This window comes from Streptomyces sp. NPDC054770, from assembly GCF_053611985.1.
In genome coordinates this window covers 1-24,804 of record NZ_JBSHBL010000111.1, presented here as the reverse complement: position 1 = coordinate 24,804, position 24,804 = coordinate 1, and the positions used below count along the sequence as shown (strand labels likewise).

Sequence of the window (24,804 nt, the reverse complement as noted above, 5' to 3'; positions counted from 1 at the left end):
TGGCCGGGCTCCGGGCAGGGGCCAGGCGCTCCTTTTTCACCGCGCCGGGGTCACCACCTCAGTCGCGCCATACCCGTCCCGGGTTTCGGCCCCCACTTCTGTGAGGGGCGTTCGCGGGCGGCGACCGGCAGATCCGCCGCTGGGTGGCGGTCAGCAGGTGAGGTTGGAGCCTGCGGGGACGCCGAGGATGGAGGTGAAGGAGAGGTAGTCGTTGACGCGGTCCTGCATCTCGGCGGTGTTGCCGCCGTTGCACTCGATGCTGCCGTTGATGCTGCGGATGGTCTCGCCGAAGCCCGCGCCGTTGACCATGGCGTTGTGTCCGGTCATCGTGCCGGGGCCGGTCTGGGTGTTCCAGTACCACAGGCCGGTCTTCCAGGAGATCGCGGAGTCGGAGGCAACCAGGCCGGGGTTGTCCAGCAGGTCGATGCCGAGCGCGTCGCCGGCGGCCTTGTAGTTGAAGTTCCAGCTGAGCTGCATCGGGCCGCGTCCGTAGTAGGCGTAGGTGCCGGCGGGGCAGCCGTAGGGCTCGCTCGCGCAGTAGTTCCCGGACTGGTCGACCTCGTTGATGTAGACGAGGCCGCCGGTCTCGTGGTCGACGTTGGCCAGGAACGCCGCGGCCTCCTGCTTCTGCACGGTGGCGCTGCCGGTGGTGGCGAAGCCGGGGTAGGCGCTGAGCGCGGTCACCAGGCCGCTGTAGGTGTAGAAGGAGTTCCGGTTCGGGAACATCTGGTTGAACTGGGCTTCGCTGACCACGAATCCGCCGGTTCCGCCGCCCGTGCCTCCTCCGCCGGAGCCTCCGGTGCAGCTGTAGGGGGACCAGTACCAGGTGCTGATGGTGGGGTCGTATCCGGGATTGTCGTGGGTGGCGATGTAGTACTGGCCATTGGGGGAGTACCGCACGATGGCGCCGGTCGCGTAGGACTGTCCGGCCACCCAGGCGGGGTAGTTGCAGCTGCCGCCGGTGCCACCTCCGCTGGAGCCGCCGCAGGCTCCTTGGTCGGCCCAGACCGCGGCGACGCCGGGCGTCTCGCCCTGCGTCCACCACTTGGCCTGCCAGTTGTCCCCGTTGTACGAGGCGGTCATGCCGCCCGTGTAGACCGCGCCGGAGCTCCAGGCCGCGGCGCAGTCCGCCGCCGCCGCGGGGCCGGCGGTGCCGAGGACGGTGAACGTGCCGAGGAGACTGGCCAGGATGGCCAGCAGCACTGTCATGCACCTGCCATAAGCAGGTCTGTGAGACCCGCTGGGCATGGTTGAGGTCATGTGCCACTCCAGAGGTAGGGGATGAGTGGTGACCCCAGCAGCAAAGCGGGATTGGTCCAGACCAGTCAAGGGTCAGGTGCGGACTTTTGTCGGGGCATGGGTAATGGCTGCTTCTCTTGCCTCGCGGCTGGTCCGCAGGCGGATCGTGGATGGCTCGGGCGGTGAGGTCATCCAGCCGGCAGGCCGGCAGGTGGCGCTATGCGCGAGCCTGGGGTGTAACCGCTGGTGATCGTCCGGTGGTGTTTGACGCCCGCCCTCCGTCCCGGTGAGACGGTCGGCCTGCTCGGCCCCGACGGATCCGGCGGTCGGCGCTGTTGCGCCGGCGCGCGGGCGTTCTCGCCCGCCCCCACTACCACGGTCGAGCAGCACGTGCACAGACCGAGCTCACCGTTCGCGAGGCCATCGCCCTGGGCCCTGTCCAAAGAGATCCAGCTCAGCATCTGCCTTGTCAGTCTTTGATGGCCGGCCCAGACGGCGCGGGCAAACGGAAAGGCCGCCGTATGTCGGCGGCCTTTCCGCTATGCCGTCCCGCGTAGTCAGGAACGCGGGTGTCTGAGAGACGGCAACCGGCGGTCAAGAGGTGTCTTCGGTCGGGAACTCGGGCTGGTCTCCATCCTTGGCCTTGGCCTTTTCCCGGACGTCTCGCGGTGTGGGCGCGGTGACGTTCCGCTGCTCCGCGGACCGTTGCCGCGTTTTGTCGTCTGCCAGAGGTGTGTCTTTGTCACCAGGGGTGTTCATGAGGTTCCCTCTCCGGGGATTCGGGTCGCAGGCTGTGTCGCTCAGAGCGGACGCAGTCGAAGGGGCCTATGCCTTGTGCGGCAGGCCGCGGCGTCGGTTTCTGTGCCCGACTCGGGACCCATAACCCGAGTGACCCCGAGCAGTCGCGTCAAACGTCGTCTGGACGGATCCTCGTGGAGGTCATGTCGACCTCGACCTGTCCGACCCAAGCGCCCCGTAGGTCCTGGTCGCCGGTCGCCGGAATCCTCTCTACGCCTCGGGATATTCGAGGTGAAACGGGTACCCGGCACCATATCGGTCAATCGGAAAGGAGGTCGGTCCGATGTCTACCGGCACGCTTCTGGCGATCGTCATTGCAGTCGTGGTGGTCGTCGCGCTGATCGCTCTGGCCCTGGCTCTCTTCCGGCGCCGCAGAGCTCTGCGTGAGCGGTTCGGCCCAGAGTACGAACGGACGGTCGACGACGCCGACAGCCGACTCGCCGCCGAACGTGAGCTCAGCACGCGCGAGAAACGCCATGACAACCTTGACATCAAACCGCTGCCCGACAGACTCAGGGAGCGCTACACCCGGGACTGGGACGACGTACAGCACGAGTTCGTCGACCGGCCTGAAGATGCTGTGCACGACGCGGACCGGCTGGTGACGTCGCTGATGCAGGCGCGAGGCTATCCCACCGGGAGCTACGACCAGCAGCTCAAGGATCTCTCCGTGGAACACGGCCGCACCCTTGAGCACTACCGGACCGCTCACGAGATCGACATGTTGAGCGCGGGCCACCAGGCCACCACCGAACAGCTGCGCAGCGCCATGGTGCATTACCGATCGCTGTTCGACGAGCTTCTCGTCGACGGTGGCCAGACCCCTCATGCCACGGCCTGACACCCGGGAGAGCAGGAGCCGGAGGGCCGACATGGGCCGGCCGAGGGCCCGTCACCTACGGGACAGGGAGGCGGCGCCTGCTCGGGCTTCTGAGCCGATTGCGCGGGCCGGGTCTGTGTTCGGCCCGGTCCGCATCCGCATCGCATGCCGCAACTGTAGGACCTCGACCTGTAAAAGCCCGGCACCCGCGCTCGGCTGTGCGGCACATCGACCGTTCCCGTGGAAGGGGTCCCTCCATGGCCGTCCACCATCAGTTGATCCGGCGTCCCCCGCACGCGGTATGGGCGGTGCTGGCAGATCCGGCGTGTTACGGGGAGTGGGTGGTGGGACCTTCCGAGTCCGTGCCGCTCGACCGGACCTGGCCCGCGGTCGGATCCAGGCTCGGCTACACCGTGCGGCTGGGGCCCTGGTCGGCCGACGGGGTGACGACGGTAAGGCACCAGGAATCCGGAAGTGAGCTGGAGCTGGAGGCTTCGTTCAAGCAGCTGGGCACTGCGCGGATCTTCCTCCAGCTCAGGCCGTGGGGCGAGGAGGAAACCCTCGTGATCTGTGACGAGCACCCCCTGCGCGGTCTGGGAGGCACCCTCCACAATGCAGGGAGTGAAGCGCTGTTCCTGCTGCGGCACCGGGGCATGCTGGCCCGCCTGGCCAGGCTCGTGGAACAGGATCACGTCGAGCAGGATCAGGCCGGGACCCGCCATGCCTGACGCGGTGGTGATCGGCGCCGGGCCCAACGGGCTGGTGGCGGCCAATGTGCTGGCGGACGCCGGGTGGAGCGTGGAAGTCCTGGAGGCCCAGCAGGAACCCGGAGGCGCCGTGCGCAGCGATCGCGGGGTCCACCCCGACTACGTCTCCGATCTCTTCAGCGCCTTCTACCCACTGGCCGCCGTGTCCCCGGTCCTCGCCCGCCTCGACCTCGCCGCGGAGGGACTTCGATGGAGCCACGCCCCGCACGTGCTGGCCCACCCGCTCAGGGACGGGCGATGCGCCGTGCTGGAGCGTCGGGTACAGGAGACCTCATCGGGGCTGGAGGAGTTCGCGTCGGGCGACGGCGATGCCTGGCGGGGCATGTACGAGGCGTGGAGCCGTGTCGGGCAGGACCTGGTGCAGGCCATGTTCACGCCCTTCCCGCCGGTCCGCTCCGGGCTCCGTCTGGCGGCGGGGTTCCGGGCGGCAGGCGGACTGCGGCTGGCCCGGAACCTGGCCCTGCCGGTGCGTCGCCTGGGCGACGAGGAGTTCAGGGGCGAGGGCGGACGGCTCCTGCTGGCCGGGAACGCCCTGCACGCCGACCTGGCCCCGGAGGCGGTGGGCAGCGGCGGATTCGGCTGGCTGATGTCGATGCTCGGACAGAGCCACGGCTTCCCGGTCCCCGTCGGCGGTGCCGCCGCCCTGACCGCGGCGCTCGTGAGCCGGCTGCGGCACCGCGAGGGCGTCCTGCGGTGCGGGGAGCGCGTCGTGTCCGTCGTCGTACGGGGCGGCAGGGCGGTGGGCGTCAGGACGGCCGGCGGCGAGACCGTCAGCGCGCGCCGCGCCGTGCTCGCGGACACGTCGGCGCCGGCCCTGTACCAGGAGCTCGTGGGGGAGGAACACCTTCCCGCCCGCCTCCTGCGGGACCTGCAACGCTTCCAGTGGGACTTCGCGACCTTCAAGGTCGACTGGGCGCTGACCGGCCCCGTGCCGTGGACGGCCCCGCAAGCCTCCGGCGCGGGGACGGTCCACGTGGCCGACGGCGTGGACGGCCTGACCCGGTTCGCCTCGCAGCTCGCCATGGGACAGGTCCCCGACGAGCCGTTCGCCCTGTTCGGACAGATGACCACGGCGGATCCCAGCCGCTCACCCGCTGGCACGGAGTCGGCGTGGGCCTACACCCACCTCCCGCAGCGCATCACCTCCGACGCCGGTCCCGACCGCATCTCCGGCCGCTGGGACGCCCGCGAACAGGAAGCCATGGCGGACCGCGTCGAGGCCCAGGTGGAGCGGTTCGCGTCCGGCTTCCGCACCCGGATCCTCGCCCGCCGGATCCTGGCCCCCACCACCCTCCAGGCCATGAACGAGAACCTCCACAACGGCGCTATCAACAACGGCACCACCGCCCTGCACCAACAGGCCGTCTTCCGCCCCGTCCCCGGCACCGGCCGACCCGAGACCCCCGTCAAGGGCCTCTACCTCGCCTCCGCGGCCGCCCACCCCGGCGGAGGAGTCCACGGAGCTCCCGGAGCGAACGCCGCCCGAGCCGCGCTCCGGCCCTACGGACTGCACACCCTCCTCCACTGTGCACAACGGCTCTGAACCTGACGTGGGTGTGATGGGTGGTTCGGATGTGAGTAGTCCGGGCACGTCGGCCGACTCTCGGGGGCAGGCCACGTCGAGGGGAATCGCCTGGCTCGGGCCGCGTCAGCCCTCGACTTCCTCGTCCGCGAAGGTGACGTAGCGTTGGAATTTCTTGAAGTCCAGCCGCAGACGGCGGCCTTGGGCACGCCACAGGTTGCCGGTCTTCTCGAAGGAGCCCGGAGCTCCACACGATGCGGTCCTCCGGCACCTGCTCCTCAACTGGCGCTTTCCATCCGCGAGTCGAGGGGCCGACCCTTACTTCCATACTGCCTTGTCGACGAGATGTCCCATCTGAGCGCTGAGGTAGTCGACGAATTCTTCGCGCAGCGGATCCAGCCCCGAACTCTCTTCGTGGTTGGTGTCACGCACTTTCCCGGCCCTGGCCTAGCTCCGCCGCGCGGCCGACCTCTTCACGGTGGCCTTCTCGGCGCGAGGCGGAGACTTCTTCGCAGTCTTCTTCGCCGCGGCCTTCCTGGCGGCCGCCTTACGGGGAGCGGGGGCGTCCCGGCGCTTCCCCGCCGCGGTTCCCGTCCGCCGATGGCGACGCTGCGGCGGTTCCTCCTCGGGCTCTTCCCCTTCTTCTTCCTCCTCGTACTCGCCTTCGTACTCTTCGTCTTCGTCCTTTTCCTGGCCGATGCGCAGTGTCCGCTCGTGGAGCGAGTCGACGAGGTCGGTGAGGCGCCGATCGGCAGCGGCTGCCAGGGCTTGGCGGCCGGCGCCGAGCAGTTCGCCGCGCACCTGCTCGTTCAGTTCGGCGACCCCTGGAACGTCACCGATCTTGCGGAGTCCGGTCGTCAGCAGCTGCTGAGGGTCGAGCCCAAAGCGGCGTCCGGCAAGGCAAGTTGCCATGGCGAAGGCAACGCGGGCCTTCTTCGTGCGTCCGAGTACATAGCCCGCTGCGACGGCGGCGGCGAGGCCGGCCTTGGTCGTGTCGTTCATGAACGATTCTCTTCGGAAAGGGCAGGTGAAAACGCCCGCATCCGGACCAACGCCCCGGGCAGGTCGCCGCGAAGTCATCCACGCTCAGGCTGTATATGTCCCTATGTGATGAAATTATAGGGACTGAAACCGACCGAAACCGGTTGGGAGGCCGATGTCGAGGTACTCGAATCGGAGCGCGTTCCCGAAACCGCCGGCGTGATGGCCACCTGTCGAGTGACGCTCGACGAGGGAGGCGATCCGATGGGATGTGAACGGGAGCGCCAGTATGCACGTGGCCAAACCGACCGGCGGGGCTGAGGCAGCGCAGCCGGTGAAGGGAGGCACCATGACGGTGGTGCCGCAAAGTGGAGGCGGTGTCGCTCGAGGTGGCGGCTCCAGCAGCCTCTATGACGTCCTGGAACTCATTCTCGACCGCGGGCTCGTCATCGACGTGTTCGTCCGCGTGTCGCTGGTGGGGATCGAAATCCTCAAGATCGATATTCGCATCGTCGTGGCCAGCGTCGACACCTACCTGCGTTTCGCCGAGGCGTGCAACCGCCTTGACCTGGAATCCGGGAGGAAGGCGCCCGCACAGCTGACTGACATCGTCGGAGATACGGTCGAGAGCGGAGCCAAAGGCAAATCCAAGGGGGCGCTCTCCGGCGCGGCCGAAGCGGTCACTGATTCCCTCAAGGGGATCACCGGCCGTGACGACGCCGAAGAAGCCGAGGAAGAAGAGCCCGAGGAAGAAGACGAGGGCAGGGAAAGGGAACCCGTGGAGAGGCGACGGCGGCCGGTTCGGCGCACCTCCCGACGTGAGCGCGAATGAGGCTCGCCGCGTGAGAAGGAATGACCCATGGCCGTATACATCTACTCCATCACCGGCAAACAGCACCCACTCCGCCTCGACGGTCTCAACGGCGTCGGTGAGCCCCCGGCGGCCCTGCGGACAGTGACGGCCGGACCGCTGTGCGCTGTGGTCAGCGACGCACCGGAGGACCTGCGCCCCAAGCGCCGCGACGTCATCGCGCACCAGGAAGTACAACAGCGCCTCATGGCCGACGGCACCGTGCTCCCCATGCGGTTCGGTCTCGTCGCCGAGAACGACGAGGCCGTCCAGGTGGCCCTGGAGCAGAATGCCTCGGACTACACGGACCGGCTTCAGACACTGGAGGGGTGCAGCGAGTACCACCTCAAGGCGTCCCAGGACGAGGATGCGCTGCTGCGGCAGATCCTGCGGGAGTCGGACGTGGCACGAGAGCTCAATGCCGAGATCCGCGGCGGCACCGCTGCCCCCGACGCGTCGCTGCGACTCGGTGAGCTGGTCGCCCAGGAGGTGCAGGCACGGCAGGAGGCGCTGGCGGCGGGTGTGGTCGAGGCACTGCGCTCCTTCGCCCGGGCGCTTGATTCGTCCCAGCCGACGGGGTCGGACTTTCTCAGCGTGTCGTTCCTGGTGACCGAGGACCAGGAAGAGGCGTTCCTGACCACGGAGTTGAGCGTCGCCCATCAGATGGGCGACGACTTCGAGTTCCGGCTCAACGGCCCCCTGCCCCCCTACAGCTTCGTCTGAAGGAGTTCTCATGGGCCTGCTCACCCAGCTCGTCACCCTCCCCCTGGCCCCCGTGCGCGGCGTCGTATGGGTCGTGGAGCGGGTCCGGGAGGAAGCCGAGAACCGGTACTACGACCCCGCACCGGTGCAGCGCGAACTCGCCGAACTCGAACGTCTCCTCGTCGCGGGGGACATCGACGAGGAGACGTTCGACCGGCGCGAGGACGAACTGCTCGACCGGTTGGAGGAGATCCGTGCCTATCGGCAGGGCTGACACTCCTGATCCGGCACGAGGGAATTCGAGGCCGCAACCGTGACTGAACCCCTGGCCGACAGACTCGGCTCCTACCCGTCCCGAGCGGCGCCGCCCTACGGGCAGGGCTCCTCCGCCAATCTCGCCGACATCCTTGAACGGGTACTCGACAAGGGCATCGTCATCGCGGGCGACATACAGATCAACCTTCTCGACATCGAGCTGTTGACCATAAAACTGCGCCTCCTGGTCGCCTCCGTCGACAAGGCGAAGGAAATGGGCATCGACTGGTGGGAGCACGACCCCGCGCTCTCCTCCCGGGCCGGGGGCGAACGGTCACTGGCCGAGGAGAACCGCCGGTTGCGGGCCGAGATCGAGGCTCTCCGCCAGGGCGACGCCCTCCCCGCGGCGGAGGAAGCGCCCCCGGTCACGGGCGGCCGTCGCCGGAGAGGTGCTCGCGATGAGTGACCTGCTGACATACGCGTATGCGGTGGTGCGCGCCGCCGAGGGACTGCGCGAGGCGGCCGCTCCGCTCCGGGGCGTCGCCGGCTCCCCGGTCGGCCTCGTCACCGACACCGGCGACGATCAGCTGGGGCTCGTGGTGAGTCAGGTGCCGGCGCAGGACTTCAGGGAGGACGCTCTCAAGCGGCATCTCGAGGACCTGGAATGGCTGGAGGCGGTGGCCCGCGCCCACCACGGCGTCATCGAGGCCCTGGCCGAGCGCACCACCGTCCTTCCCCTGCGCCTGGCGACGGTCTACCTCGACGACCTGCGGGCCCGGGAGATCCTGGAATCCGGGCGGACCGTGTTCGCCGAGCGCCTGGCCCAGCTCGCCGGACATGTCGAATGGGGGGTCAAGATCTATGTCGAGCCGTCCGCGGTCCCCGCGGCCCCGGCCGTTCCCGCGGCGGACCTGACTCCGGGGCGCGCCTATCTGCGCAACCGCCGACAGCAGCAGAGTGTCCGCGACACCGTCCACCAGGCTGCGCAGAAGGCTGCCGAGCGGGTGGAGACCGCGGGCCGCAAGCACGCCTCCGACCGGGTAAGGCACCGGGTACAACAGGGTTTTCTCGCCGAAACGGCCGCCGGCGCCGCCGCCGGTGAGAACGTCGTCAATGACGCCTACCTGGTGCCCCTGAACCACTGCGACGACTTCCTGGCCGATGTGACGCGCGCCGCCGACGGACTGGACGGGGTACGGGTCGAGGCCACCGGGCCCTGGGCTCCGTACTCCTTCGCCATGCCACCCGGTGAATCCGGTGGTACCGCGGAGGGAGCACCCCCGTGAGCACTCCCGGCCCGCCACCCGCAGCGGAGCGCCTGCCTCAGCGGCAGGTCGCTCTCATCGATCTGCTGGACCGGCTGCTCACCGGTGGGGTCGTCCTCACCGGTGACGTCGTGCTGTCCATCGCGGACATCGATCTGGTACGCGTCTCACTGCGTGCCCTGATCGTTTCCATCAGCGAGCAGAACCCCTCGCCATGGACGAGCACCGGCCCCCTGCAAGGCGGCGACCATGACGGCTGAGGGTGCGAGCCGGCCGCCGTCCCGCGCCGACGAGGTCGCGGAGGCCGCCGCCCGCGCCTTCCGGCTGCTGCCCGCCGCCCCACGCGACCTGGACCCGCCGGCCGGAAAGGGCCCGCGCTCCCCGGCCCGGCGGATCAGCTCCGACCGCGACACCGTCGAACGGGACCTCCTCAGGCTCGTCCTCACCCTCGTGGAACTGCTGCGCCAGCTCATGGAACGACAGGCCCTGCACCGCGTAGACCAAGGAGACCTCACCGACGAACAGGAAGAACGCCTGGGCGCGACACTCATGCTCCTCCACGACCGCATGAGCGACCTGTGCGCCCAGTACGGACTGACCATGGAGGACCTCAACCTGGACCTCGGGCCGCTGGGCACACTGCTGCCGCCCACCGACTGAACTCACTCGGTGACGTCGAGGGCCGAGAGCGAGACAGCACCCGAGCCGGCCGGAGCCGAGTCGGGCGCTGTATCCCTGGGGTGATCACCCCGTGGGGCGATCACCCCAGGGGGCGATCACCAGTAGTGGCGTCGGCCGGCGACGGCGTGTCCCATGCTGCCGACGATCCACAGGACCGCTCCGATGACCGCCAGGATGATCCCGATGGTCCACAGGATGGATATCCCGGTGACGAAGCCGATGACGAGCAGAATGATGCCAAGGATGATCATGGTCTCTCCAGTGGGGGAGTGGTGCCAATGCCCCGGCGAACGGTGAGAGACCGCAAGGGGGTGGGCACGGGGGTGGGTGGTCTCCTCCTCACTCCGTGCGGTGCGGTTTGTGGCCGGTGACCTGCAGGCGGACCTCGGTGGGCAGGTGAGAGGAGCCGGTGGACCGACGGGCGGTTCGGAGCGGGCCTTCGCACAGGGCGTCGAGGACGGTGCCGGGGGTCGCCTGGGAGGCGAGCGTGAGTCTGACGCGGGTGCGGGGATGGGCAGGGCGGCCGGTGATGCGTACGGCCGCGTGCTCGACGCCTGGCAGGGCACCGGCTTCGGCGGCGATCGCGTCGCTGAGCGCGCGGTCGCGCAGTTCGATGCCTTCCTGCGGGGGCGTGCCGCCGACCGGCAGCGCTCCGGGGCGGCGTCGGCGCAGTTGGGCGAGCAGCCACCACAGGGCGAGCAGGACGACGAGGACGAGGACGGCGATGACCGCGGGCCACCACCACCAGCCCTGGCTGCTCCAGCGGGCCCGGTCGGCGGAGCCGAGCAGGACGTCGTGCGGAGTGGTCAGGGGCCAGCCGGCGGGCGGCACCAGATCGTGTCGCCGGTAGACGTCGAGCCCGGCGAAGAGGATCAGCAGACCGCCGCCGAGCAGTACCAGCCCGGCGAGGGCCAGCAGACTGCGGTTGACTACGGGTTGCGGCGTCATGGTGCGGGCTCCGGTGCTGCTGGGTTTCGGTCAGTCGGTGCGTCGCCGTACCCGTACGACGATGCGGGGAGGGCGGGCGAGGGCGAGTTGGTCGCGCTCGTCGTCGAGGACGGCGCTGAGGTCGTCCTTCACCTGCCTTGGTTCGCGGAAACGGACGTCCGCGCGGGCTTTGACGCGGTGGCGGCGCACCCGGACGCGAGCCTTGCCGACCCCGGGTACCCGCATGGCGGCGTCGCGTATCAGATCGGCGGCGCCGTCCCGGTCCAGGGCGGCGCGCAGCCCGGGCGCGGGGGAGCGCAGGGGGAGCCAGTGGCGCAGGCCGGGAGTGAGAGCCAGCACGATCAACCAGACGCCGACGGCGGCGGCCACGGCGGCTCCCGTGAGCATCCACACGTCGTCGACCGGGCGGGTGGCCAGTTCGTCGGCCAGGTGCCGGCGCCAGGCTGCCGCGGGGCGTCCCGCCCGTACGGCGACGACGTCGACCAGTGCCGCGCCCGCCGCCACCAGAACCAGCGCGGCGACCAGTGCGGCCGGAAGACGGCGCGCGGACCACGGCCGGTGGCTTCGGTGCCCTCCGTCGTGCTCACCGGCCGTCAGGTTCGGTGGGGGCGCCTCGTGGTCGGTCGGAGCGGGGTCTGCGGGCTGCTCCCTCGGCTGCTCGGGCTCCTTCGTCAGCGGCACCGTGGCAGGGCGCGCGGATGGCGCGGTGCTGCGGGTGGCAGGGTCCGGGTCGGATGTCATTCCGGTCCTCCTTCCTGCGTGGCGTGACCGGTGGCACCGGCCGCGGGGCGGTTCACCGGACCCGTCCCCGGTTCGCGCCGGCGGCGGTCACCAGCCGCCGGACGGTGAGCGTGACCTCCCGTACCTGCAAACCGGTCAGGTGAGCCACCTGTTCGGCGACGTCGTGCTGTATCCGCTCGCAGATCCGGGGGAGGTCGGCGGGGTAGGGCAGGTCCATGGCCAGGTGCAGGCGCACCGATCCGGTACGGGTGGCCGCGGAGGCGGCGGGCGCCGCCGGTGCGTCCCGGTCGGGCGGTACGGCTGCGCGCCGGGACTGGGCCGTGCGGGCGGCCTGGGCGGCGATACGGGCGACCACCCTGTCCGGTATGACGGTGGCGCCCCGCTCGGCCGGGGGCGGCAGGCCCGCGGCCCGTGCCGGGGGGTGGGACCCTTCGCCGAGGGGTGAGGCACCGGGCCGGGTGTTCACCGCTGCCTCCGCGCATGGAGGTCCAGGTCGCCCTGCACGGCGAGGCCGACGATCAGCCCCGCCGCCCCCAGGACGAGAACGAGCAGGAATGCCCAGAAGCCGCCGAAGTAACCGGCGAAGCCCAGGGCCATGCCGGCCGCGAGGCCCGTCGTCGCTGCGTTCATCATGCACTCACCCGTCTCACGAGCGTCCCGGTCACCGTGATCGCCCGCTCATGCCCGAGGACGCGGCGGTGGTCACGGCAGCGGTCACCGCACCCGGCCCTCGTCCGGTTCGGTCGGCCCCTCCTCGTCCTCGGGGAGGTGGACGTCGTCGACGACGATGTTCACCTCGACGACCTCCAGTCCCGTCATCCGCTCCACGGCGCTGATCACGTTGGTGCGCACGCCGCCGGCGACGTCGACGATGGAGACGCCGTACTCGACGACGACATCCAGGTCCACGGCGGCCTGCCGCTCGCCGACCTCGACCTTCACGCCGCGCGTGACACCTCCTCCGCCGCCGCCGGGGACGCGTTCCCGCACGGCCCCGAAGGCGCGGGCCATCCCCGCTCCCAGACTGTGGATGCCCGGTACCTCACGGGCGGCCATGCCCGCGATCTTGGCCACCACGCCGTCCGCGATGGTGGTCTTCCCCCGTGTCTCGGCCGGAGCCCCGGCCCCGGTACGGCCCTTCAGCGCGCTCACGCCCGCATCGGCCCGGCCGCCCCCGCTGACGCTGGTGATGTTGTCCGTCATGGCGGTCGCCTCGATCGGTCAGTGGGAGACACCTGTGTGGTGCCGTCGAAGGTTGGACACACATGGCGGCGTACTTCTCACACCCAGAGACATGTGACGTGCATCACATGTCTCTGGGTGGGTACCTGCTCGTTCCGAGCCCTGTGCGGGAGTTGTCATGATCGAACGCGCCGCTTCGCCACGGCTGGACTGCGACCTGCCGGACGGACTGCTGGCCGTACGGGCGGCCGAGGGAGACGAGGACTCCTTCGCCGTTCTCGTCCGACGGCACAGCCGGTCCCTCCTGACCCTGGCCTGTTGCATGCTCGGCAACCCCCAGGATGCCGAGGACGCCGTCCAGGACGCCTTCGTCAGCGCCTGGCGGCGACTGCCGGAATACCGCCACAGCGCGGAGTTCCGTACCTGGATGTACCGGATCACCGTCAACCGTTGCCTGACCATGCGTCGGCACCGGCTGCCGCCCCTCTCCCTGAACACCGTCGTCGAACCCGTGGCGGGCGACGCGTGGAGCCAGCCCGACCGGTCCGTCGAGGGGGACGCGGCCACCGCCGCCCTGACCCGCGCGCTCGCAGAGCTGGACGCCGGGCAGCGGATCTGCTGGATCCTGAGGGAGGTGCAGGGCCTGCCCTACCGGGAGATAGCCCACGAGACGCACACCAGCGAGCCGACGGTGCGCGGCAGACTGTTCCGGGCGCGCCGATCCCTGCAGGAGGCGATGGGCCCATGGCGCTAGACGACCCGCACACACGGCCCCCCGAACCGCCCGGAGCCGACGGACCCCGCACCGGATCGGCGGCCACCGCCGAGGTGCCCCCGTTCCCGGGGGACGAGGTGCTGCCCTGCGGCCGCCTGCTCAGCCGGGTCTGGGAACAGGCCCGGGACGAGACATCGGCCGCGGACCCGCACACCGTGTCCTGTCCGCACTGCCGTGAGGCCGCCGAGGGGCTCGCCGCGGTGAACGCGGCCACCGGGGCGCTGCGCGCCCTCGACCCTCCCGGACGGCACGCACTCGCCGACCGGGTCATGAACGCCGTCAGGGCGGAGGTCAGGCTGGGACGGCTGCTGCCCCTGGCCGACCCGGACCGGGACCTGCGGATCGCCGAGAGTGCCGCGGCGAAGGTACTGCGGCAGGCCGCGGACACGGTCCTAGGTGCGAGGGCCGCGACCTGCCGGCTCACATCCGCGGGCGAGGGCACCGACGTCCGGGTGACCATGACCCTGGCCGCCACCCTCGACCGTCCGCTGCCCGAGCGCGTTCATCAGGTGCGCCGATCGGTCCTCCGCTCGGCCGGTGAGGATCTGGGGCTCGCCGTGACGGACGTCGACATCGCCGTGGTCGACCTGCTGGAGCCGTGGCCGCCGCACCCTGGCGCCGGCCTCCGGACCGGCGGGGGTGCGTGATGACCGCCGTCGGCCCGACCGCACTCCTCGGCGTCGCGGCCGAGGCAGCCCTCGCGGTTCCCGGCGTGACCGGCCTGCAACCCCGGCTCGCCCACCGCCTCGCGGCAGCTGCCGCGTCCACCGGGGCGCCCCCCGAGTCTCACCGCACGCCTCCCGAGGCAGGCGTCCGCGCCGAGCGGGCGCCGGACGGCTCGGGATGGCACATCGAGGTGCGCTGCGCCCTCGCCGAGGGCCGACGGGTGCTGGACGTCGCCCGCGACGTGCACGGCCGGGTGCGGGCCGCCGTCATCTCCCGTCTCGCCGCCCCGGAGCCGGTCACCGTCACGGTCACCGTGACCGGCATCGCCACCGGGTACGACGCGCCATGAGCACCGGTCCCACGGACCGTCAGCGGTGGCGACCGGCGGGCAGGAGTCCCCCGATCGAGGCGATGCGAGCCTTTCGGACACTGATGGACGGGTGGGCCCGCGCGGACATGCATGCGGTCAGGGCGGGCAGGAGACGCTCACCCGGGCCCGCTCGCCGCCTGGCGTCTCCGCGCCCCTGCCCCGCGCACCCGCAGCCAAGGGGCCGCCTGGCGTGAACGGAACAGCCGCCCAAGGCGTGCGCCGGCCCGGCGGCACTCCGGGTCGACACCCTCGCCACCAGCCGTCCGACGGCCGACCAGGCGGGTGCGTCGTCTGCCTGGCCTGCGGGTACCAGGTGGGGGTCCCACCCAAGGAGACGCCCCCGGCCACCGGAACGGCACAGCGCGATCGGCACGCTCTGGGCCGCGCGAGTGAAGGGAGCGTGCTGCGAGGATGTGTCGTATGACTGTGCGCAGCAGGAACCATGTGACGGTGTCCGGCCGGGCCGGGAGACCGGTGGTGATGCTGGCGCACGGGTTCGGATGCGACCAGAACATGTGGCGGCTGGTGGTGCCCCTCCTGGAGAACGAATTCACCGTGGTCCTCTTCGACCATGTGGGAGCCGGGCGCTCCGACCTGGCGGCGTGGAGCAAGGAGCGCTATTCCACGCTGGAGGGCTATACCGAGGATGTGCTGGAGATCTGCCGTGAACTGGCCCTCGGCCCGGTGACGTTCGTGGGGCACTCGGTGAGCGCCATGATGGGCGTCCTGGCCGCGGCGCGGGAACCGGAGGCCTTCGCCGGTCTGGTGCTGCTCGCCCCGTCGCCGTGTTTCATCGACGACCCGGCCGCCGGCTATCGCGGCGGGTTCAGTGCCGAGGACATCGACGAACTCCTGGGCTCGCTGGAAGCGAACTATCTCGGCTGGTCAGGCGCGATGGCTCCGGTGATCATGGGTAATCCCGAGCGGCCGGAACTCGGTGCGGAGCTCACCAACAGCTTCTGCCGCACCGACCCGGACATCGCCCGCGTCTTCGCCCGCGTGACGTTCCTGTCCGACAACCGCGACGACCTCGCCAAGGTCACCGTTCCCACCCTCGTCGCGCAGTGTTCCAGCGACGCGATCGCGCCTCCGGAAGTGGGAGCCTTCGTGCAGTCCCGGATTCCCGGCAGCCGGCTGGTCACTCTGAACGCCACCGGGCACTGCCCGCAGCTCGCCGCACCCGAAGAGACGGCCGCCGCGATCACCGGCTTCGCCGGGACCGCACCATGATGCGCAGGACCGGCGAGCATCCGCTTCCCGACGAACAGCCCGGCGACGACCGCGCGGCATTCGCCGCGCTGCTGGAGGACAGCGCCGAGGACCTGTACGAGCATGCCCCGTGCGGCTATCTCTCCACGCTGCCCGACGGCACCATCGCAAAGATCAACACGACCCTGCTGGACTGGCTCGGCTACGCACGCGAGGCGCTGGTCGGCCTGAGGACGTTCTCCGACCTGCTGACCGTGGGCGGCCGTCTCTACCACGAGACCCACTTCGCCCCGTTGCTGCGGATGCAGGGCGAGATCAGCGGGATCGCCCTGGAACTCAGGGCGGCCGACGGCAGCCGCCTGCCCGTGCTGGTCACCTCCACGGTCAAGACCGGTGACGACGGGCAGCCGCTGCTGATCCGCACCACCGTCTTCGACGCCCGCGACCGCCGCGCCTACGAGACCGAACTGCTGCGTGCCCGGCAGGAAGCGGAACGCGAACGCGAAGAACTCAAGCGCCTCAACGCGACCCTGCAGCAGACCCTGCTGCCCCCGGCACTGGTGAACGTGCCCGGACTGGACGTGGCCGCGCATTACCACATCGCCTCCACGGACAAGGTCGGCGGTGACTTCTACGACCTCTTCCCCCTCGCCGACGGAACGTGGGGAATGTTCCTGGGCGACGTGTGCGGCAAGGGCGCCGCCGCCGCGGCCGTCACCTCCCTGGCCCGCTACACCCTGCGTGCCGCCGCTGTCTACGATCCGGACCCGGCCGCCGTCCTGAGCAACCTCAACACCGTCCTCAACCACGAATACAACGGCGACGACCCCCGCTTCTGCACCGTCATCTTCGGGCTGCTCACCCCCGACCCCGATCGAGGCGGCTTCCGCATCACCCTGGCCAGCGGCGGCCACCCCCCGGCCCTGCTCATGCGCGCCGACGGAAGCGCCGCCTTCCTGCCCACCCCCGGCGGACAGCTCATCGGTGTGCTGCCCGACGCCCACATCGCCGTCACCACCGTCCGCCTCGCAGCCGGCGACACCCTGCTGCTCTACACCGACGGCCTCACCGAAGCCCACACGCCCTCGGAGAACGACGACGACCGCTACGGCGACGACGCCCTCCTCGACTTCGCACAGGCTCTCGCGCCCACGACCGCGTCCGGCGCCGTCGCCGCGATCCGCGACCTGCTCGACACCTTCGGCACCGGCGTCGACGACGACACCGCCGTCCTCGCCATCAATGTGCCCCGACCCACCAGTGAAGAGCAGCGATGAGCCACCTCGTCATCCACACCCGAACCGCCGCGGCCGGCCCTGTGGTGGAACTGACCGGCGAACTCGACTACGACAGTTGCACCCAGGTCCTGGACCTGCTGCCCGAACTGAGTCTTCGGCCGGGCCAGCAACTCGTCATCGACCTGACCGGCATCACCTCCTGCGACTCCAGCGGCATCACCGCCCTCATCGCCGCCCGCAACCTCGCCCTCGCCGCCCAGGCCGGCATCGCCCTGGCAACCGTCCCCCGCCACGTCAGCCGTATCTTCAGCGTGGTCGGGCTGGACCAGGTCTTCGCCACGCATCCGACCGCACAGGCGGCCGAAGCAGCCTGGACACGTCGCATGACCGGCCCGAACCCCGTGTCCTTCGTGGGTGATCAGAAGAAGCGGACCACGAAGGGCGACTCTGTGCCTACCGGAGATCCTGGTCCGCAGGCAGAGGAATCAACAGAGGGAACGGTCCGCCCGAGCCCGAGCCCGAGCCCGAGTCCTCCGCCGACGCGGGAGTGAACCGGCCGGCACGGTCTCTGGACAGGCTGGAGCCGCTTCGGCTGACAGCCCGACCCCTCACGAGTTCCGGAGTCAGGGGGAGCTGGACGCCGCGTTCGTTGGGGACGTCGTGGGTGGCGTCCGGGAAGCCGAGGGCACGGAGCGGTCACGGGCGGACCAGCACCTTCAGCGCCTCGCGGTCGTTCATCGCGCGGTAGCCCTCGGCGATGTCCTCCAGGGCGACGGTGCGGTCGAAGACGCGGCCTGGGCGGATCGAGCCGTCGAGGATGTGCGGCATCAGCTCCCCGATGTAGGCGCGGGCGGGAGCGACGCCGCCGGTGAGGGTGATGTTGCGCATGAATTCGGCGAACCCGAACGGCACGTCGGTGAACTGCGGGGCGCCGACGCGGCTGACCGTGCCGCCGTCGCGGACCACGCCGACGCTCTGCACGAGGGCGTCCTTCAGTCCGACGCATTCCAGGACCTTGCGCGTGCCCTCGCCGCCGGTCAGCTCGCGGACCCGGGCGACGCCCTCGGCCCCGCGTTCGGCGACCACGTCGGTGGCGCCGAAGTCACGGCCCAGGTCGGTACGGGCCTGGTGGCGGCCCATGAGGATGACCTGCTCGGCGCCCAGCAGCCGGGCGCAGAGCACGGCTGACAGGCCCACCGCGCCGTCCCCGATGACGGTGACGGTGTCGCCGCGGCGGACGCCGGCGGTGTGCGCGGCGTGATAGCCGGTGCAGAGCACGTCGGAGAGCGTGAGCAGATCGGGAAGCAGCTCGGAGTCCTCGGCGACAGGCAGTCTGACCAGGGTGCCGTCGGCCTGTGGGACGCGGGCGGCTTGGCCCTGACCGCCGTCGACGCCGTTCACACCCCACGGGCCGCCGTGCCGGCAGGAGGTCTGCAGGCCCTCGCGACAGTACGCGCAGGTGTTGTCGGCCCAGACGAACGGGGCGACGACCACGTCCCCGGGCCTGAGAGTGCGCACGTCGGGGCCGGTCTCCTCGACGACGCCGAGGAACTCGTGGCCCATGTGACGGGGGGTGTCGGTGGGCTCCAACGACTTGTAGGGCCACAGGTCGCTGCCGCACACGCAGGACAGCACGATCCGGACGACCGCGTCCGTGGGCTGCTGGATCTTCGGGTCGGCGACGTTCTCGACGCGTACGTCCTCAGCCGCGTACATCAGGGTGGCTCGCACGGGTGGTGCTCCTTGGAGGGTCTTTGGAGGTTTCTTTGGAGGGCGGGTGTGGGGCAGGGGTCAGCGGGGTTCGGGTGCGATGCCGCCGACCAGCGACCCCGCGCAGCACCGGCCGTTCCGGCACAGGGCGAAGACGTCTCGGCGCTCGATCGGCAGGGCGGTGAGCGGCTTGCCTGCTTCGTGGGCGCCGAACGCGTTGATGTCAGGCTTCGGGGATGGCGCGGCCGTAGGCGGCGAGGGTGATGTTCTCGGGTTCGGGGCCGCCGCGGCGGCCGGTCTCCAGGGCGTCGAGGGCCTTCAGCTCATCTGCGGTCAGCTCGAAGTCGAAGACGTCGATGTTCTCGGCGATGCGGTGGCGCTTGGTCGACTTGGGGATCACGGAGCGGCCGTGCTGCAGGCCCCAGCGGAGCAGCACCTGGGCGGGACTCTTGCCGTGCGCCTCGGCGATGCCGGTGACCACGGAGTCCTCCAGGACACTCCTGCGCTTCTCGCCGTACCCCGGGTAGAAGGTGATGCCGCCGATGGGGGACCACGCCTGGCTGAGGATGCCGTGCTCGTCATCGAAGTCGAGGACGGCGCGTTGCTGGAAGTAGGGGTGGATCTCGAGTTGGTTGACCGCGGGGACGACGGTGGCGGCGTCGAGCAGCGCGGTCAGGTGGTCGACCATGAAATTGCTGACGCCGATGGCCCGGACCTTGCCGTCGGCCAGGAGCTTCTCCAGAGCGCGGTAGGCGGCGAGGGTCCTGTCGAAGTCCGACGGGAGGGCCTGGTGCAGGATGAGCAGGTCGATGCGGTCGACGCCCAGCTTGGCGGCGCTCTTGTCGAAGCCGTGCAGGGTCTCGTCGTACCCGTAGTCGCTGATCCAGATCTTCGTCTCGACGAAGATCTCCTCGCGGGGTACGGCGGATTCGCGGATGGCTCGGCCGACCTCGCGTTCGTTGCCGTACGCGGCGGCCGTGTCGACATGCCGGTAGCCGAGGTCGAGCGCGGCCGTGACGGCGGCCCGGGTCTCGTCCGGCGGGGTCTGGAAGACACCGAGTCCGAGGGCGGGCATCTCGACGCCGTTGTTGAGGGTGAGGGTCTGCATCACAGGGACCTTTCGGTACGGGTGGCCCGGGAGGGCACGAGGAGGGTCACGACGGCCAGGACCGCCAGGTCGAGCAGCACGGCGGAGCCGGTCAGGGCGGCGCCCGAGCGGCCCGCGGTGCCGGCGGCCCCGTAGCCGGTGTGCGCACGGTGCTCCTCCGGTCGGATCGGTCTCCGGTCCGGCCCCGGTCGTGGCCGGCCGGGACCTCGGCCTTGTCCAGGGAACCGCGCCTCGGCCCGCAGGTGGGAGTCACTGCTCTTCCAGGTAACGGCAGTACCTCGCAGGCACGTGCCGACGGATCTACCGTGTGGAGACCGGCACAGGATTCACGACGATCAGACGATCAGAAGGAGCCACCGCATGTCCGCCCTCGCCGCCACCGCAGAAGCCCCGGGGCCTGAGCATGGCTGACACCGGCAGGAAGACTCTGGCCGCCGAGGTCCGCGAGTTCCTGAGCACCCGGCGGGCCCGGATCACCCCGGAGCAGGCCGGGCTGCCGGTCTACGGCGGGAACCGTCGTGTCGCCGGCCTTCGCCGCGAGGAGGTCGCCCTGCTCGCGGGCATGAGTGTGGACTACTACATCCGGCTCGAGCGTGGGAATCTCAGCGGCGCTTCGGACTCGGTGCTCGACGCCCTCGCGCAAGCACTCCAGCTGGACGAGGCCGAACGCACCCACCTCTACGACCTCGCCCGCGCGGCGACGCCCTCGGGCCGACGGCCCACGGTGACCGCGTCCCGCGTGCGCCCCACGATCCTGCGGCTGCTCGACTCGATGACCGACGTGCCGGCGTACGTGCGCAACGCACGCTTCGACATCCTGGCCGCCAACACGCTGGGACGGGCGCTGTACGCACCGGTCTTCGACTCGCCGCTGTTCGCCCGGCGCGGTCCGGTCAACAGCGCCCGCTTCATGTTCCTCGACCCCGCCAGCCGGGAGTTCTGGACGGACTGGGAGAAAGGCGCCGACGACTCGGTCGCCTTCCTGCGCACCGAGACGGGGCGGGCGCCCCACGACAAGGTGCTCACCGATCTGATCGGAGAGCTGACGACCAAGAGTGACGACTTCGTCCGCCGGTGGGCCCGCCATGACGTGAAGTTCCACCGCTCCGGCGTCAAGAACCTTCACCACCCGCTGGTCGGTGATCTCGCCCTGCCCTACGAGGCGATGGACCTGCCGGCCGATCCCGGCCTGCGCCTCAACTTCTACACGCCGGAACCGGACTCCCGCGAGCGGGAGGCGCTGGGCCTGCTCGCCAGCTGGGCGGGTTCCGGCACCGTCGTCCCCACCGTGGACGACTGACCACCACCGATCGAGGAGAACGACTCCATGCAGTACCGACCGCTCGGCCGCACCGGCGTCCAGGTCAGCCCGCTCTGCCTGGGCGCGATGATGTTCGGCCCCTGGGGCAACGAGGACGAGGCCGACTCGATCCGGATCATCCACCGTGCCCTCGACGCGGGGCTCAACTTCGTCGACACCGCGGACGTGTACTCCGCCGGCGTCTCCGAGGAGATCGTCGGCAAGTCCCTGAAAGGCCGCCGCGAGGACGTGTTCCTGGCGACCAAGTTCTTCATGCCGATGGGCCAGGACGACCCCAACCAGCGGGGCGGCTCGCGGCGTTGGATCATCCGCGAGGTCGAGAACTCCCTGCGACGGCTCGGCACCGATCACATCGACCTCTACCAGGTGCACCGCCCCAGCCCCGACACCGACGTCTCGGAAACCCTCGGCGCCCTCTCCGACCTCGTCCACCAGGGCAAGGTCCGCTACATCGGATCCTCGTCCTACTCCGGCTCCCAGATCGTCGAGGCCCAGTGGGTCTCGCGCGAGCGGAACCTGGAGCGGTTCGTGACCGAGCAGCCGCCGTACTCGATCCTGGTCCGCGGTATCGAGGAGGACGTGCTGCCCACCGTGCGCCGCCACGGCATTGGCACCCTCACCTACAGTCCCCTCGCCGGCGGCTGGCTCTCCGGCCGCTACCGCAAGCACGCCACCGAGGGACCAGCCTCCGCGGCCCGCCCCCAGGCCCGCTTCGACATGAGTACCCCCGCCAACCAGCGCAAGCTCGACGCCGTCGAACAACTCGCCGTCCTGGCGGAGAAGGCCGGTCTCACGCTCATCGAGCTCGCCGTCGCCTTCGTCATCAACCACCCCGGCGTCACCTCGGCGATCATCGGGCCCCGCACCATGGAACAGCTGGAGGCGTTCCTGCCCGCCGCCGATGTCACGCTGTCGGCCGACGTGCTCGACGCCATCGACGAGATCGTCGCACCCGGCGTCACGGTCAACCCGGTCGACAACAGCTATGGCGACTTCGAACTGCGCGCCGACCAGCGACGGCGGTGAGGCGAGTAACTCGCCAGGTCCGGCGGTCGACCCGCTCGACGCGCCGGCTCCGGTGCGAGTGCTCGTTCTGCGTGCGGCATCACCACTGCTCCGCCTGACGCTGAAATGACGCTCGTTCCGATGGGGTGTCAGGCGACCTGTCGGGCAGATCAGGACCAGTCAGGTTGGCGTACTGATGGGGCGATCCCCGTATGGGTCGATGCCCGCAAGGCCGTACCGGATCCTCTGGCCGCTCTTGCGGAAGCGGGCGTGGAACCAGCTGGCGAACTCGGCCGCATCGTGATCGACGATCTCGACGGGATCTCGTCCTAGCAGGTTGCTCACCTGCCGACCCGACTCTGTCCGTCGCATCCTGCCTGCCTGTCGGCCGGGCAACTGTCGCTGTCGCGGGGGAGTTCGGTGCCGCTGACGGGTATGCAGCAAGACATGGCGGGAATCGGGGGACGAAGGGGACGAGGCCGGCGCCGCGCGGGGGCCGCGCTCGGTGCGGTGCTGATAGCGGCCACTGCCGGGTACGCGGTGTCCCAGTTGGTGCGCGGTGGGCTCGGACCGGCGGATACCGCGGGGCTGCTGGGGCTGCCGCTCGGGGCGGCGGGACTGGTGGCCGCGGTGGCGGCGCTGCGGCGCCCCTGGCACGGCACGGACGCCGAAATGGTCCGGCAGTGGGCAGCGACGCTGGCCGTTCAGGTGCAGGAGAACGAGCGCAAGCTGCGGCAGCAGCTGCTCGGTGGCGATATCCGGCGCATCGACCTCCACTACACGCTGCGTACGGTGCCGGGACACGCGGCCCGGGCCCCGATGGCTGGGCGAACCTTCCACGACTCCGGAAGCCCCGGAACGGATCCGGACATCGCCGAGTTCTTCCGGGCCACCCGGCCCCGGCGACTCGTCATTGCCGGCGCCCCCGGCTCCGGCAAGACGGTCCTGGCCCTGGAACTGGTGCTGGCCCTGGCCACCGACCGCGCCGACGCCGACCCGGTGCCGGTGCGAATCCCCATGGCTCAGTGGGACACCGCCCACACTCTGTCCGAACTGCTGGTGGACCATCTCACGCAGGCCCTGGACTGGCCCCGGGAGATGGCAGAGAGTCTGGTGGCCCATGGCATGGTGCTGCCCGTCCTCGACGGCCTGGACGAAATGGATCCCCCGCGCGCCGACGGCTCGCCGGACCCGAACGCACGCCGGGCAAGGGCAGCCGTGCAGCACCTGAACGCCCACCAAGCGGGCCTGAACGCAGGCCCGCTCGTCCTCACCAGCCGGATCGCGAACTTCGAAGCGCTCCTTGCGCACGAGCCTCTGATCGACTCCGCGCTGGCGGTCATCTCACCCGTGGCCGCCGAACCCGCACTGACCTATCTGCGTGAGCGCTGCCGCGACCGCACCCGCTGGCAGCCCCTGCTGAACCACCTCGCCGCCTTCCCCTCCGGCGTACACGCCCAGGCCCTGTCGACCCCCTGGCGGCTCGGGCTGACCGCCACCGTCTACCGCTATCACGGTGACCCGGCGGACCTGCTGGCGCTGCACGACACGGATACGCTCGACCGGCATCTTTTGGGCCGCTACATACCGGCTGCTGTCGAACCGGCGGTCGGCGACCCCGCCCCACCTCCCTACCGGCCGGATCAGGTCCACCGCTGGCTGCATCACCTCACTGGGCATCTGGCCGGGTCCGGCGCCACGGCATTTCCTACGACAGACATCGCCGTGCACGGCCTGTGGCCGCTGGCCGGGCCCCGCACGGTCCGAGTGGCGGACGCGCTGCTGACCTTCTGCCTGACCACCGCCGTCCTGCCCGGAGCCTGGCTGACCCCCCCGGTCGGCGAGGTGGCATCCAGCGTGCTGGCCCTGGCTGGGGCGTCCGGACTGGCGGCCGCGCTCGCTCTCAGCCCCAGCAGGCTGGATTGGCAGAAGCGGCACGTGCCGGGTCTGCGGGGCCGGTTCGTCGTGGGTCTTGTCGTCAATCCCGTCCTCGCCACGGTCGTTGGCGTTGCTGCCGGGCTCGCGGTCGGCGCGACGCTCGCCGCGGCCGGATTCTCCTCGGCCGCGCTGGCCACTGGGGCAGTGGTGAGCTGGGTCGCCGGGCTCGGCGCCGGGTACCGGTTCAGTGTGGCAGCCGGACTGCGTGGGGCGCCGACGACGGCCGTCAGTCCTCCCGTCGCGCTGCACGACGACACTGTGTACGGGCTGCTCTACGCCGTCTCCACCGGATTGTTCGGCGGGCTCGCGGTCGGCGGCACCGTGGCGCTGTTGCTGGAGCCGAGAACGGGTCTCGTCGTCGGAGCGGCCACCGCTGTCGCATCCGGCCAGGCATCGGGTCTCAGCGCCGCGCGGCGCTACCTGGTCTTTCTGCTGTGCTCGCGCCGACGGCTGCCCTTTCGGCTGGGCCGCTTCCTGGACTGGGCCTGCTCCGCCGGCCTCATGCGGTACTCCGGCCCCGCTTACCAGTTCCGACACGCCGAACTGCAGCGCTGGCTCGCTGCGCATCCAGATCCCGTGGTCACGTCTCAAGCACGCTCGGCCGATGCCCTGCGGCCCTGAGAAGCTGTTGTCTTTTCGATCTTGAGAGATGCGCATCGAACGGGAGTCCCGATCGGGTGGTCGCGGGGCGCTGGGCGCATACAAACAGGGCC

30 protein-coding genes and 1 pseudogene are annotated in these 24,804 nt (G+C 70.4%); 20 read left to right on the top strand and 11 right to left on the bottom strand.

Annotation, left to right across the window (positions count from 1 at the left end):
- Positions 1–150: 150 nt before the first annotated feature.
- Positions 151–1,209 (bottom strand): glycoside hydrolase family 19 protein, encoded by a 1,059-nt coding sequence (locus ACWGKQ_RS47620; protein ID WP_453298358.1) that lies wholly within the window; start codon positions 1,207–1,209, stop codon positions 151–153.
- Positions 1,210–2,320: 1,111 nt separating this feature from the next.
- Here ACWGKQ_RS47620 and ACWGKQ_RS47615 point away from each other — a divergent pair.
- The 3 genes from ACWGKQ_RS47615 to ACWGKQ_RS47605 all read left to right on the top strand — a co-directional run bounded on the left by ACWGKQ_RS47615 (position 2,321) and on the right by ACWGKQ_RS47605 (position 5,167).
- A complete protein-coding gene (locus tag ACWGKQ_RS47615) occupies positions 2,321–2,878 on the top strand; it encodes a hypothetical protein (RefSeq protein ID WP_453298357.1) in 558 nt (185 codons plus the stop codon).
- A gap of 236 nt (positions 2,879–3,114) precedes the next feature.
- Positions 3,115–3,585: an SRPBCC family protein gene (locus ACWGKQ_RS47610; protein ID WP_453298356.1), complete on the top strand. Its 471-nt coding sequence runs from the start codon at positions 3,115–3,117 to the stop codon at positions 3,583–3,585.
- Complete coding sequence (locus ACWGKQ_RS47605; RefSeq protein WP_453298355.1) at positions 3,578–5,167, top strand: phytoene desaturase family protein; 1,590 nt, start codon at positions 3,578–3,580, stop codon at positions 5,165–5,167. The genes ACWGKQ_RS47610 and ACWGKQ_RS47605 overlap by 8 nt, the downstream gene beginning before the upstream one ends.
- A gap of 108 nt (positions 5,168–5,275) precedes the next feature.
- Here the strand turns inward: ACWGKQ_RS47605 and ACWGKQ_RS47600 are convergent.
- Together ACWGKQ_RS47600 and ACWGKQ_RS47595 are read right to left on the bottom strand one after the other, a co-directional pair.
- Positions 5,276–5,471, bottom strand: a pseudogene (locus ACWGKQ_RS47600) (SRPBCC family protein); the annotation flags it as partial.
- Between the two features lie 122 nt (positions 5,472–5,593).
- Positions 5,594–6,148 carry a hypothetical protein gene (locus ACWGKQ_RS47595; RefSeq protein ID WP_453298354.1) on the bottom strand — a complete coding sequence of 185 codons (555 nt, stop codon included), beginning with the start codon at positions 6,146–6,148 and terminating at the stop codon, positions 5,594–5,596.
- Positions 6,149–6,271: 123 nt separating this feature from the next.
- Here ACWGKQ_RS47595 and gvpO point away from each other — a divergent pair, with 123 nt between their 5' ends.
- From gvpO to ACWGKQ_RS47555, 8 genes are read left to right on the top strand one after another with little or no spacing between them, the layout of a single operon-like run.
- Complete coding sequence (gene gvpO / locus ACWGKQ_RS47590) at positions 6,272–6,448, top strand: gas vesicle protein GvpO (RefSeq protein WP_453298365.1); 177 nt, start codon at positions 6,272–6,274, stop codon at positions 6,446–6,448.
- Positions 6,449–6,476: 28 nt separating this feature from the next.
- Positions 6,477–6,959, top strand: coding sequence for a gas vesicle structural protein GvpA (locus tag ACWGKQ_RS47585; RefSeq protein ID WP_453298364.1), 483 nt, complete (start codon positions 6,477–6,479; stop codon positions 6,957–6,959).
- Positions 6,960–6,986: 27 nt separating this feature from the next.
- Positions 6,987–7,700 carry a GvpL/GvpF family gas vesicle protein gene (locus tag ACWGKQ_RS47580; RefSeq protein ID WP_453298353.1) on the top strand — a complete coding sequence of 238 codons (714 nt, stop codon included), beginning with the start codon at positions 6,987–6,989 and terminating at the stop codon, positions 7,698–7,700.
- 10 nt (positions 7,701–7,710) lie between these two features.
- Positions 7,711–7,953 (top strand): gas vesicle protein GvpG, encoded by a 243-nt coding sequence (locus ACWGKQ_RS47575; RefSeq protein ID WP_453298352.1) that lies wholly within the window; start codon positions 7,711–7,713, stop codon positions 7,951–7,953.
- A 39-nt stretch (positions 7,954–7,992) separates the two neighbouring features.
- The gene (locus ACWGKQ_RS47570) at positions 7,993–8,400 is read left to right on the top strand and encodes a gas vesicle protein (protein WP_453298351.1); all 408 of its coding nucleotides are present in this window, start codon (positions 7,993–7,995) and stop codon (positions 8,398–8,400) included.
- Entirely contained in the window at positions 8,393–9,220 is an 828-nt protein-coding gene (locus ACWGKQ_RS47565) for a GvpL/GvpF family gas vesicle protein (protein WP_453298350.1), read from the top strand. The genes ACWGKQ_RS47570 and ACWGKQ_RS47565 overlap by 8 nt, the downstream gene beginning before the upstream one ends.
- The gene (locus tag ACWGKQ_RS47560; RefSeq protein WP_453298349.1) at positions 9,217–9,459 is read left to right on the top strand and encodes a gas vesicle protein; all 243 of its coding nucleotides are present in this window, start codon (positions 9,217–9,219) and stop codon (positions 9,457–9,459) included. The genes ACWGKQ_RS47565 and ACWGKQ_RS47560 overlap by 4 nt, the downstream gene beginning before the upstream one ends.
- Positions 9,449–9,859 (top strand): gas vesicle protein K, encoded by a 411-nt coding sequence (locus tag ACWGKQ_RS47555; RefSeq protein WP_453298348.1) that lies wholly within the window; start codon positions 9,449–9,451, stop codon positions 9,857–9,859. The genes ACWGKQ_RS47560 and ACWGKQ_RS47555 overlap by 11 nt, the downstream gene beginning before the upstream one ends.
- A gap of 116 nt (positions 9,860–9,975) precedes the next feature.
- On the opposite strand, the gene ACWGKQ_RS47550 is transcribed toward ACWGKQ_RS47555, so the two are convergent.
- From ACWGKQ_RS47550 to ACWGKQ_RS47525, 6 genes are all read right to left on the bottom strand, one after another.
- Entirely contained in the window at positions 9,976–10,131 is a 156-nt protein-coding gene (locus tag ACWGKQ_RS47550) for a DUF6131 family protein (protein ID WP_453298347.1), read from the bottom strand.
- A gap of 88 nt (positions 10,132–10,219) precedes the next feature.
- Positions 10,220–10,828: an alkaline shock response membrane anchor protein AmaP gene (locus ACWGKQ_RS47545; RefSeq protein ID WP_453298346.1), complete on the bottom strand. Its 609-nt coding sequence runs from the start codon at positions 10,826–10,828 to the stop codon at positions 10,220–10,222.
- 30 nt (positions 10,829–10,858) lie between these two features.
- A complete protein-coding gene (locus ACWGKQ_RS47540; RefSeq protein ID WP_453298345.1) occupies positions 10,859–11,569 on the bottom strand; it encodes a DUF6286 domain-containing protein in 711 nt (236 codons plus the stop codon).
- 52 nt (positions 11,570–11,621) lie between these two features.
- Complete coding sequence (locus ACWGKQ_RS47535) at positions 11,622–12,035, bottom strand: Asp23/Gls24 family envelope stress response protein (protein ID WP_453298344.1); 414 nt, start codon at positions 12,033–12,035, stop codon at positions 11,622–11,624.
- A complete protein-coding gene (locus ACWGKQ_RS47530; protein WP_453298366.1) occupies positions 12,032–12,202 on the bottom strand; it encodes a hypothetical protein in 171 nt (56 codons plus the stop codon). The genes ACWGKQ_RS47535 and ACWGKQ_RS47530 overlap by 4 nt, the downstream gene beginning before the upstream one ends.
- An 81-nt stretch (positions 12,203–12,283) precedes the next feature.
- Positions 12,284–12,772 (bottom strand): Asp23/Gls24 family envelope stress response protein, encoded by a 489-nt coding sequence (locus ACWGKQ_RS47525; protein ID WP_453298343.1) that lies wholly within the window; start codon positions 12,770–12,772, stop codon positions 12,284–12,286.
- A gap of 157 nt (positions 12,773–12,929) precedes the next feature.
- On the opposite strand from ACWGKQ_RS47525, the gene ACWGKQ_RS47520 reads away from it, so the two are divergent.
- From ACWGKQ_RS47520 to ACWGKQ_RS47495, 6 genes are all read left to right on the top strand, one after another.
- On the top strand, positions 12,930–13,505 hold the full coding sequence (locus ACWGKQ_RS47520; RefSeq protein ID WP_453298342.1) for an RNA polymerase sigma factor: 576 nt from the start codon (positions 12,930–12,932) through the stop codon (positions 13,503–13,505).
- Positions 13,496–14,173: a hypothetical protein gene (locus ACWGKQ_RS47515; protein WP_453298341.1), complete on the top strand. Its 678-nt coding sequence runs from the start codon at positions 13,496–13,498 to the stop codon at positions 14,171–14,173. The genes ACWGKQ_RS47520 and ACWGKQ_RS47515 overlap by 10 nt, the downstream gene beginning before the upstream one ends.
- Positions 14,173–14,541, top strand: a complete 369-nt coding sequence (locus ACWGKQ_RS47510) for a hypothetical protein (RefSeq protein ID WP_453298340.1) — start codon at positions 14,173–14,175, stop codon at positions 14,539–14,541. The genes ACWGKQ_RS47515 and ACWGKQ_RS47510 overlap by 1 nt, the downstream gene beginning before the upstream one ends.
- Positions 14,542–14,982: 441 nt before the next feature.
- The gene (locus ACWGKQ_RS47505) at positions 14,983–15,792 is read left to right on the top strand and encodes an alpha/beta fold hydrolase (protein ID WP_453298339.1); all 810 of its coding nucleotides are present in this window, start codon (positions 14,983–14,985) and stop codon (positions 15,790–15,792) included.
- Entirely contained in the window at positions 15,792–17,048 is a 1,257-nt protein-coding gene (locus ACWGKQ_RS47500) for a PP2C family protein-serine/threonine phosphatase (protein ID WP_453298363.1), read from the top strand. The genes ACWGKQ_RS47505 and ACWGKQ_RS47500 overlap by 1 nt, the downstream gene beginning before the upstream one ends.
- Positions 17,045–17,560, top strand: a complete 516-nt coding sequence (locus ACWGKQ_RS47495) for an STAS domain-containing protein (RefSeq protein ID WP_453298338.1) — start codon at positions 17,045–17,047, stop codon at positions 17,558–17,560. The genes ACWGKQ_RS47500 and ACWGKQ_RS47495 overlap by 4 nt, the downstream gene beginning before the upstream one ends.
- A gap of 145 nt (positions 17,561–17,705) precedes the next feature.
- Here ACWGKQ_RS47495 and ACWGKQ_RS47490 read toward each other — a convergent pair whose 3' ends face one another.
- A complete protein-coding gene (locus ACWGKQ_RS47490; RefSeq protein WP_453298337.1) occupies positions 17,706–18,740 on the bottom strand; it encodes a zinc-binding dehydrogenase in 1,035 nt (344 codons plus the stop codon).
- Positions 18,741–18,942: 202 nt separating this feature from the next.
- A complete protein-coding gene (locus tag ACWGKQ_RS47485) occupies positions 18,943–19,827 on the bottom strand; it encodes an aldo/keto reductase (RefSeq protein WP_453298336.1) in 885 nt (294 codons plus the stop codon).
- A 403-nt stretch (positions 19,828–20,230) separates the two neighbouring features.
- On the opposite strand from ACWGKQ_RS47485, the gene ACWGKQ_RS47480 reads away from it, so the two are divergent.
- The 3 genes from ACWGKQ_RS47480 (at position 20,231) to ACWGKQ_RS47470 (ending at position 24,712) form a co-directional block, all read left to right on the top strand.
- Positions 20,231–21,127, top strand: coding sequence for a helix-turn-helix transcriptional regulator (locus ACWGKQ_RS47480; RefSeq protein WP_453298335.1), 897 nt, complete (start codon positions 20,231–20,233; stop codon positions 21,125–21,127).
- Positions 21,128–21,154: 27 nt separating this feature from the next.
- Positions 21,155–22,174 (top strand): aldo/keto reductase, encoded by a 1,020-nt coding sequence (locus ACWGKQ_RS47475; RefSeq protein ID WP_453298334.1) that lies wholly within the window; start codon positions 21,155–21,157, stop codon positions 22,172–22,174.
- 426 nt (positions 22,175–22,600) lie between these two features.
- Positions 22,601–24,712, top strand: coding sequence for an NACHT domain-containing protein (locus tag ACWGKQ_RS47470; protein ID WP_453298333.1), 2,112 nt, complete (start codon positions 22,601–22,603; stop codon positions 24,710–24,712).
- Positions 24,713–24,804: the final 92 nt, after the last annotated feature.

What these genes read in the sequence shown, in the direction of transcription:
- ACWGKQ_RS47470 (WP_453298333.1), top strand. Translation starts at nt 22,601, where the DNA reads ATGGCGGGAATCGGGGGACGAAGGGGACGAGGCCGGCGCCGCGCGGGG.
- ACWGKQ_RS47565 (WP_453298350.1), top strand. Translation starts at nt 8,393, where the DNA reads ATGAGTGACCTGCTGACATACGCGTATGCGGTGGTGCGCGCCGCCGAG.
- ACWGKQ_RS47620 (WP_453298358.1), bottom strand. Translation starts at nt 1,209, where the DNA reads ATGACAGTGCTGCTGGCCATCCTGGCCAGTCTCCTCGGCACGTTCACC.
- ACWGKQ_RS47510 (WP_453298340.1), top strand. Translation starts at nt 14,173, where the DNA reads ATGACCGCCGTCGGCCCGACCGCACTCCTCGGCGTCGCGGCCGAGGCA.
- ACWGKQ_RS47595 (WP_453298354.1), bottom strand. Translation starts at nt 6,148, where the DNA reads ATGAACGACACGACCAAGGCCGGCCTCGCCGCCGCCGTCGCAGCGGGC.
- ACWGKQ_RS47580 (WP_453298353.1), top strand. Translation starts at nt 6,987, where the DNA reads ATGGCCGTATACATCTACTCCATCACCGGCAAACAGCACCCACTCCGC.
- ACWGKQ_RS47610 (WP_453298356.1), top strand. Translation starts at nt 3,115, where the DNA reads ATGGCCGTCCACCATCAGTTGATCCGGCGTCCCCCGCACGCGGTATGG.
- ACWGKQ_RS47480 (WP_453298335.1), top strand. Translation starts at nt 20,231, where the DNA reads ATGGCTGACACCGGCAGGAAGACTCTGGCCGCCGAGGTCCGCGAGTTC.
- ACWGKQ_RS47550 (WP_453298347.1), bottom strand. Translation starts at nt 10,131, where the DNA reads ATGATCATCCTTGGCATCATTCTGCTCGTCATCGGCTTCGTCACCGGG.
- ACWGKQ_RS47495 (WP_453298338.1), top strand. Translation starts at nt 17,045, where the DNA reads ATGAGCCACCTCGTCATCCACACCCGAACCGCCGCGGCCGGCCCTGTG.
- ACWGKQ_RS47545 (WP_453298346.1), bottom strand. Translation starts at nt 10,828, where the DNA reads ATGACGCCGCAACCCGTAGTCAACCGCAGTCTGCTGGCCCTCGCCGGG.
- ACWGKQ_RS47530 (WP_453298366.1), bottom strand. Translation starts at nt 12,202, where the DNA reads ATGATGAACGCAGCGACGACGGGCCTCGCGGCCGGCATGGCCCTGGGC.
- ACWGKQ_RS47575 (WP_453298352.1), top strand. Translation starts at nt 7,711, where the DNA reads ATGGGCCTGCTCACCCAGCTCGTCACCCTCCCCCTGGCCCCCGTGCGC.
- ACWGKQ_RS47520 (WP_453298342.1), top strand. Translation starts at nt 12,930, where the DNA reads ATGATCGAACGCGCCGCTTCGCCACGGCTGGACTGCGACCTGCCGGAC.
- ACWGKQ_RS47555 (WP_453298348.1), top strand. Translation starts at nt 9,449, where the DNA reads ATGACGGCTGAGGGTGCGAGCCGGCCGCCGTCCCGCGCCGACGAGGTC.
- ACWGKQ_RS47615 (WP_453298357.1), top strand. Translation starts at nt 2,321, where the DNA reads ATGTCTACCGGCACGCTTCTGGCGATCGTCATTGCAGTCGTGGTGGTC.
- ACWGKQ_RS47605 (WP_453298355.1), top strand. Translation starts at nt 3,578, where the DNA reads ATGCCTGACGCGGTGGTGATCGGCGCCGGGCCCAACGGGCTGGTGGCG.
- ACWGKQ_RS47515 (WP_453298341.1), top strand. Translation starts at nt 13,496, where the DNA reads ATGGCGCTAGACGACCCGCACACACGGCCCCCCGAACCGCCCGGAGCC.
- ACWGKQ_RS47500 (WP_453298363.1), top strand. Translation starts at nt 15,792, where the DNA reads ATGCGCAGGACCGGCGAGCATCCGCTTCCCGACGAACAGCCCGGCGAC.
- ACWGKQ_RS47525 (WP_453298343.1), bottom strand. Translation starts at nt 12,772, where the DNA reads ATGACGGACAACATCACCAGCGTCAGCGGGGGCGGCCGGGCCGATGCG.
- ACWGKQ_RS47485 (WP_453298336.1), bottom strand. Translation starts at nt 19,827, where the DNA reads ATGCAGACCCTCACCCTCAACAACGGCGTCGAGATGCCCGCCCTCGGA.
- ACWGKQ_RS47505 (WP_453298339.1), top strand. Translation starts at nt 14,983, where the DNA reads ATGACTGTGCGCAGCAGGAACCATGTGACGGTGTCCGGCCGGGCCGGG.
- ACWGKQ_RS47475 (WP_453298334.1), top strand. Translation starts at nt 21,155, where the DNA reads ATGCAGTACCGACCGCTCGGCCGCACCGGCGTCCAGGTCAGCCCGCTC.
- ACWGKQ_RS47585 (WP_453298364.1), top strand. Translation starts at nt 6,477, where the DNA reads ATGACGGTGGTGCCGCAAAGTGGAGGCGGTGTCGCTCGAGGTGGCGGC.
- ACWGKQ_RS47540 (WP_453298345.1), bottom strand. Translation starts at nt 11,569, where the DNA reads ATGACATCCGACCCGGACCCTGCCACCCGCAGCACCGCGCCATCCGCG.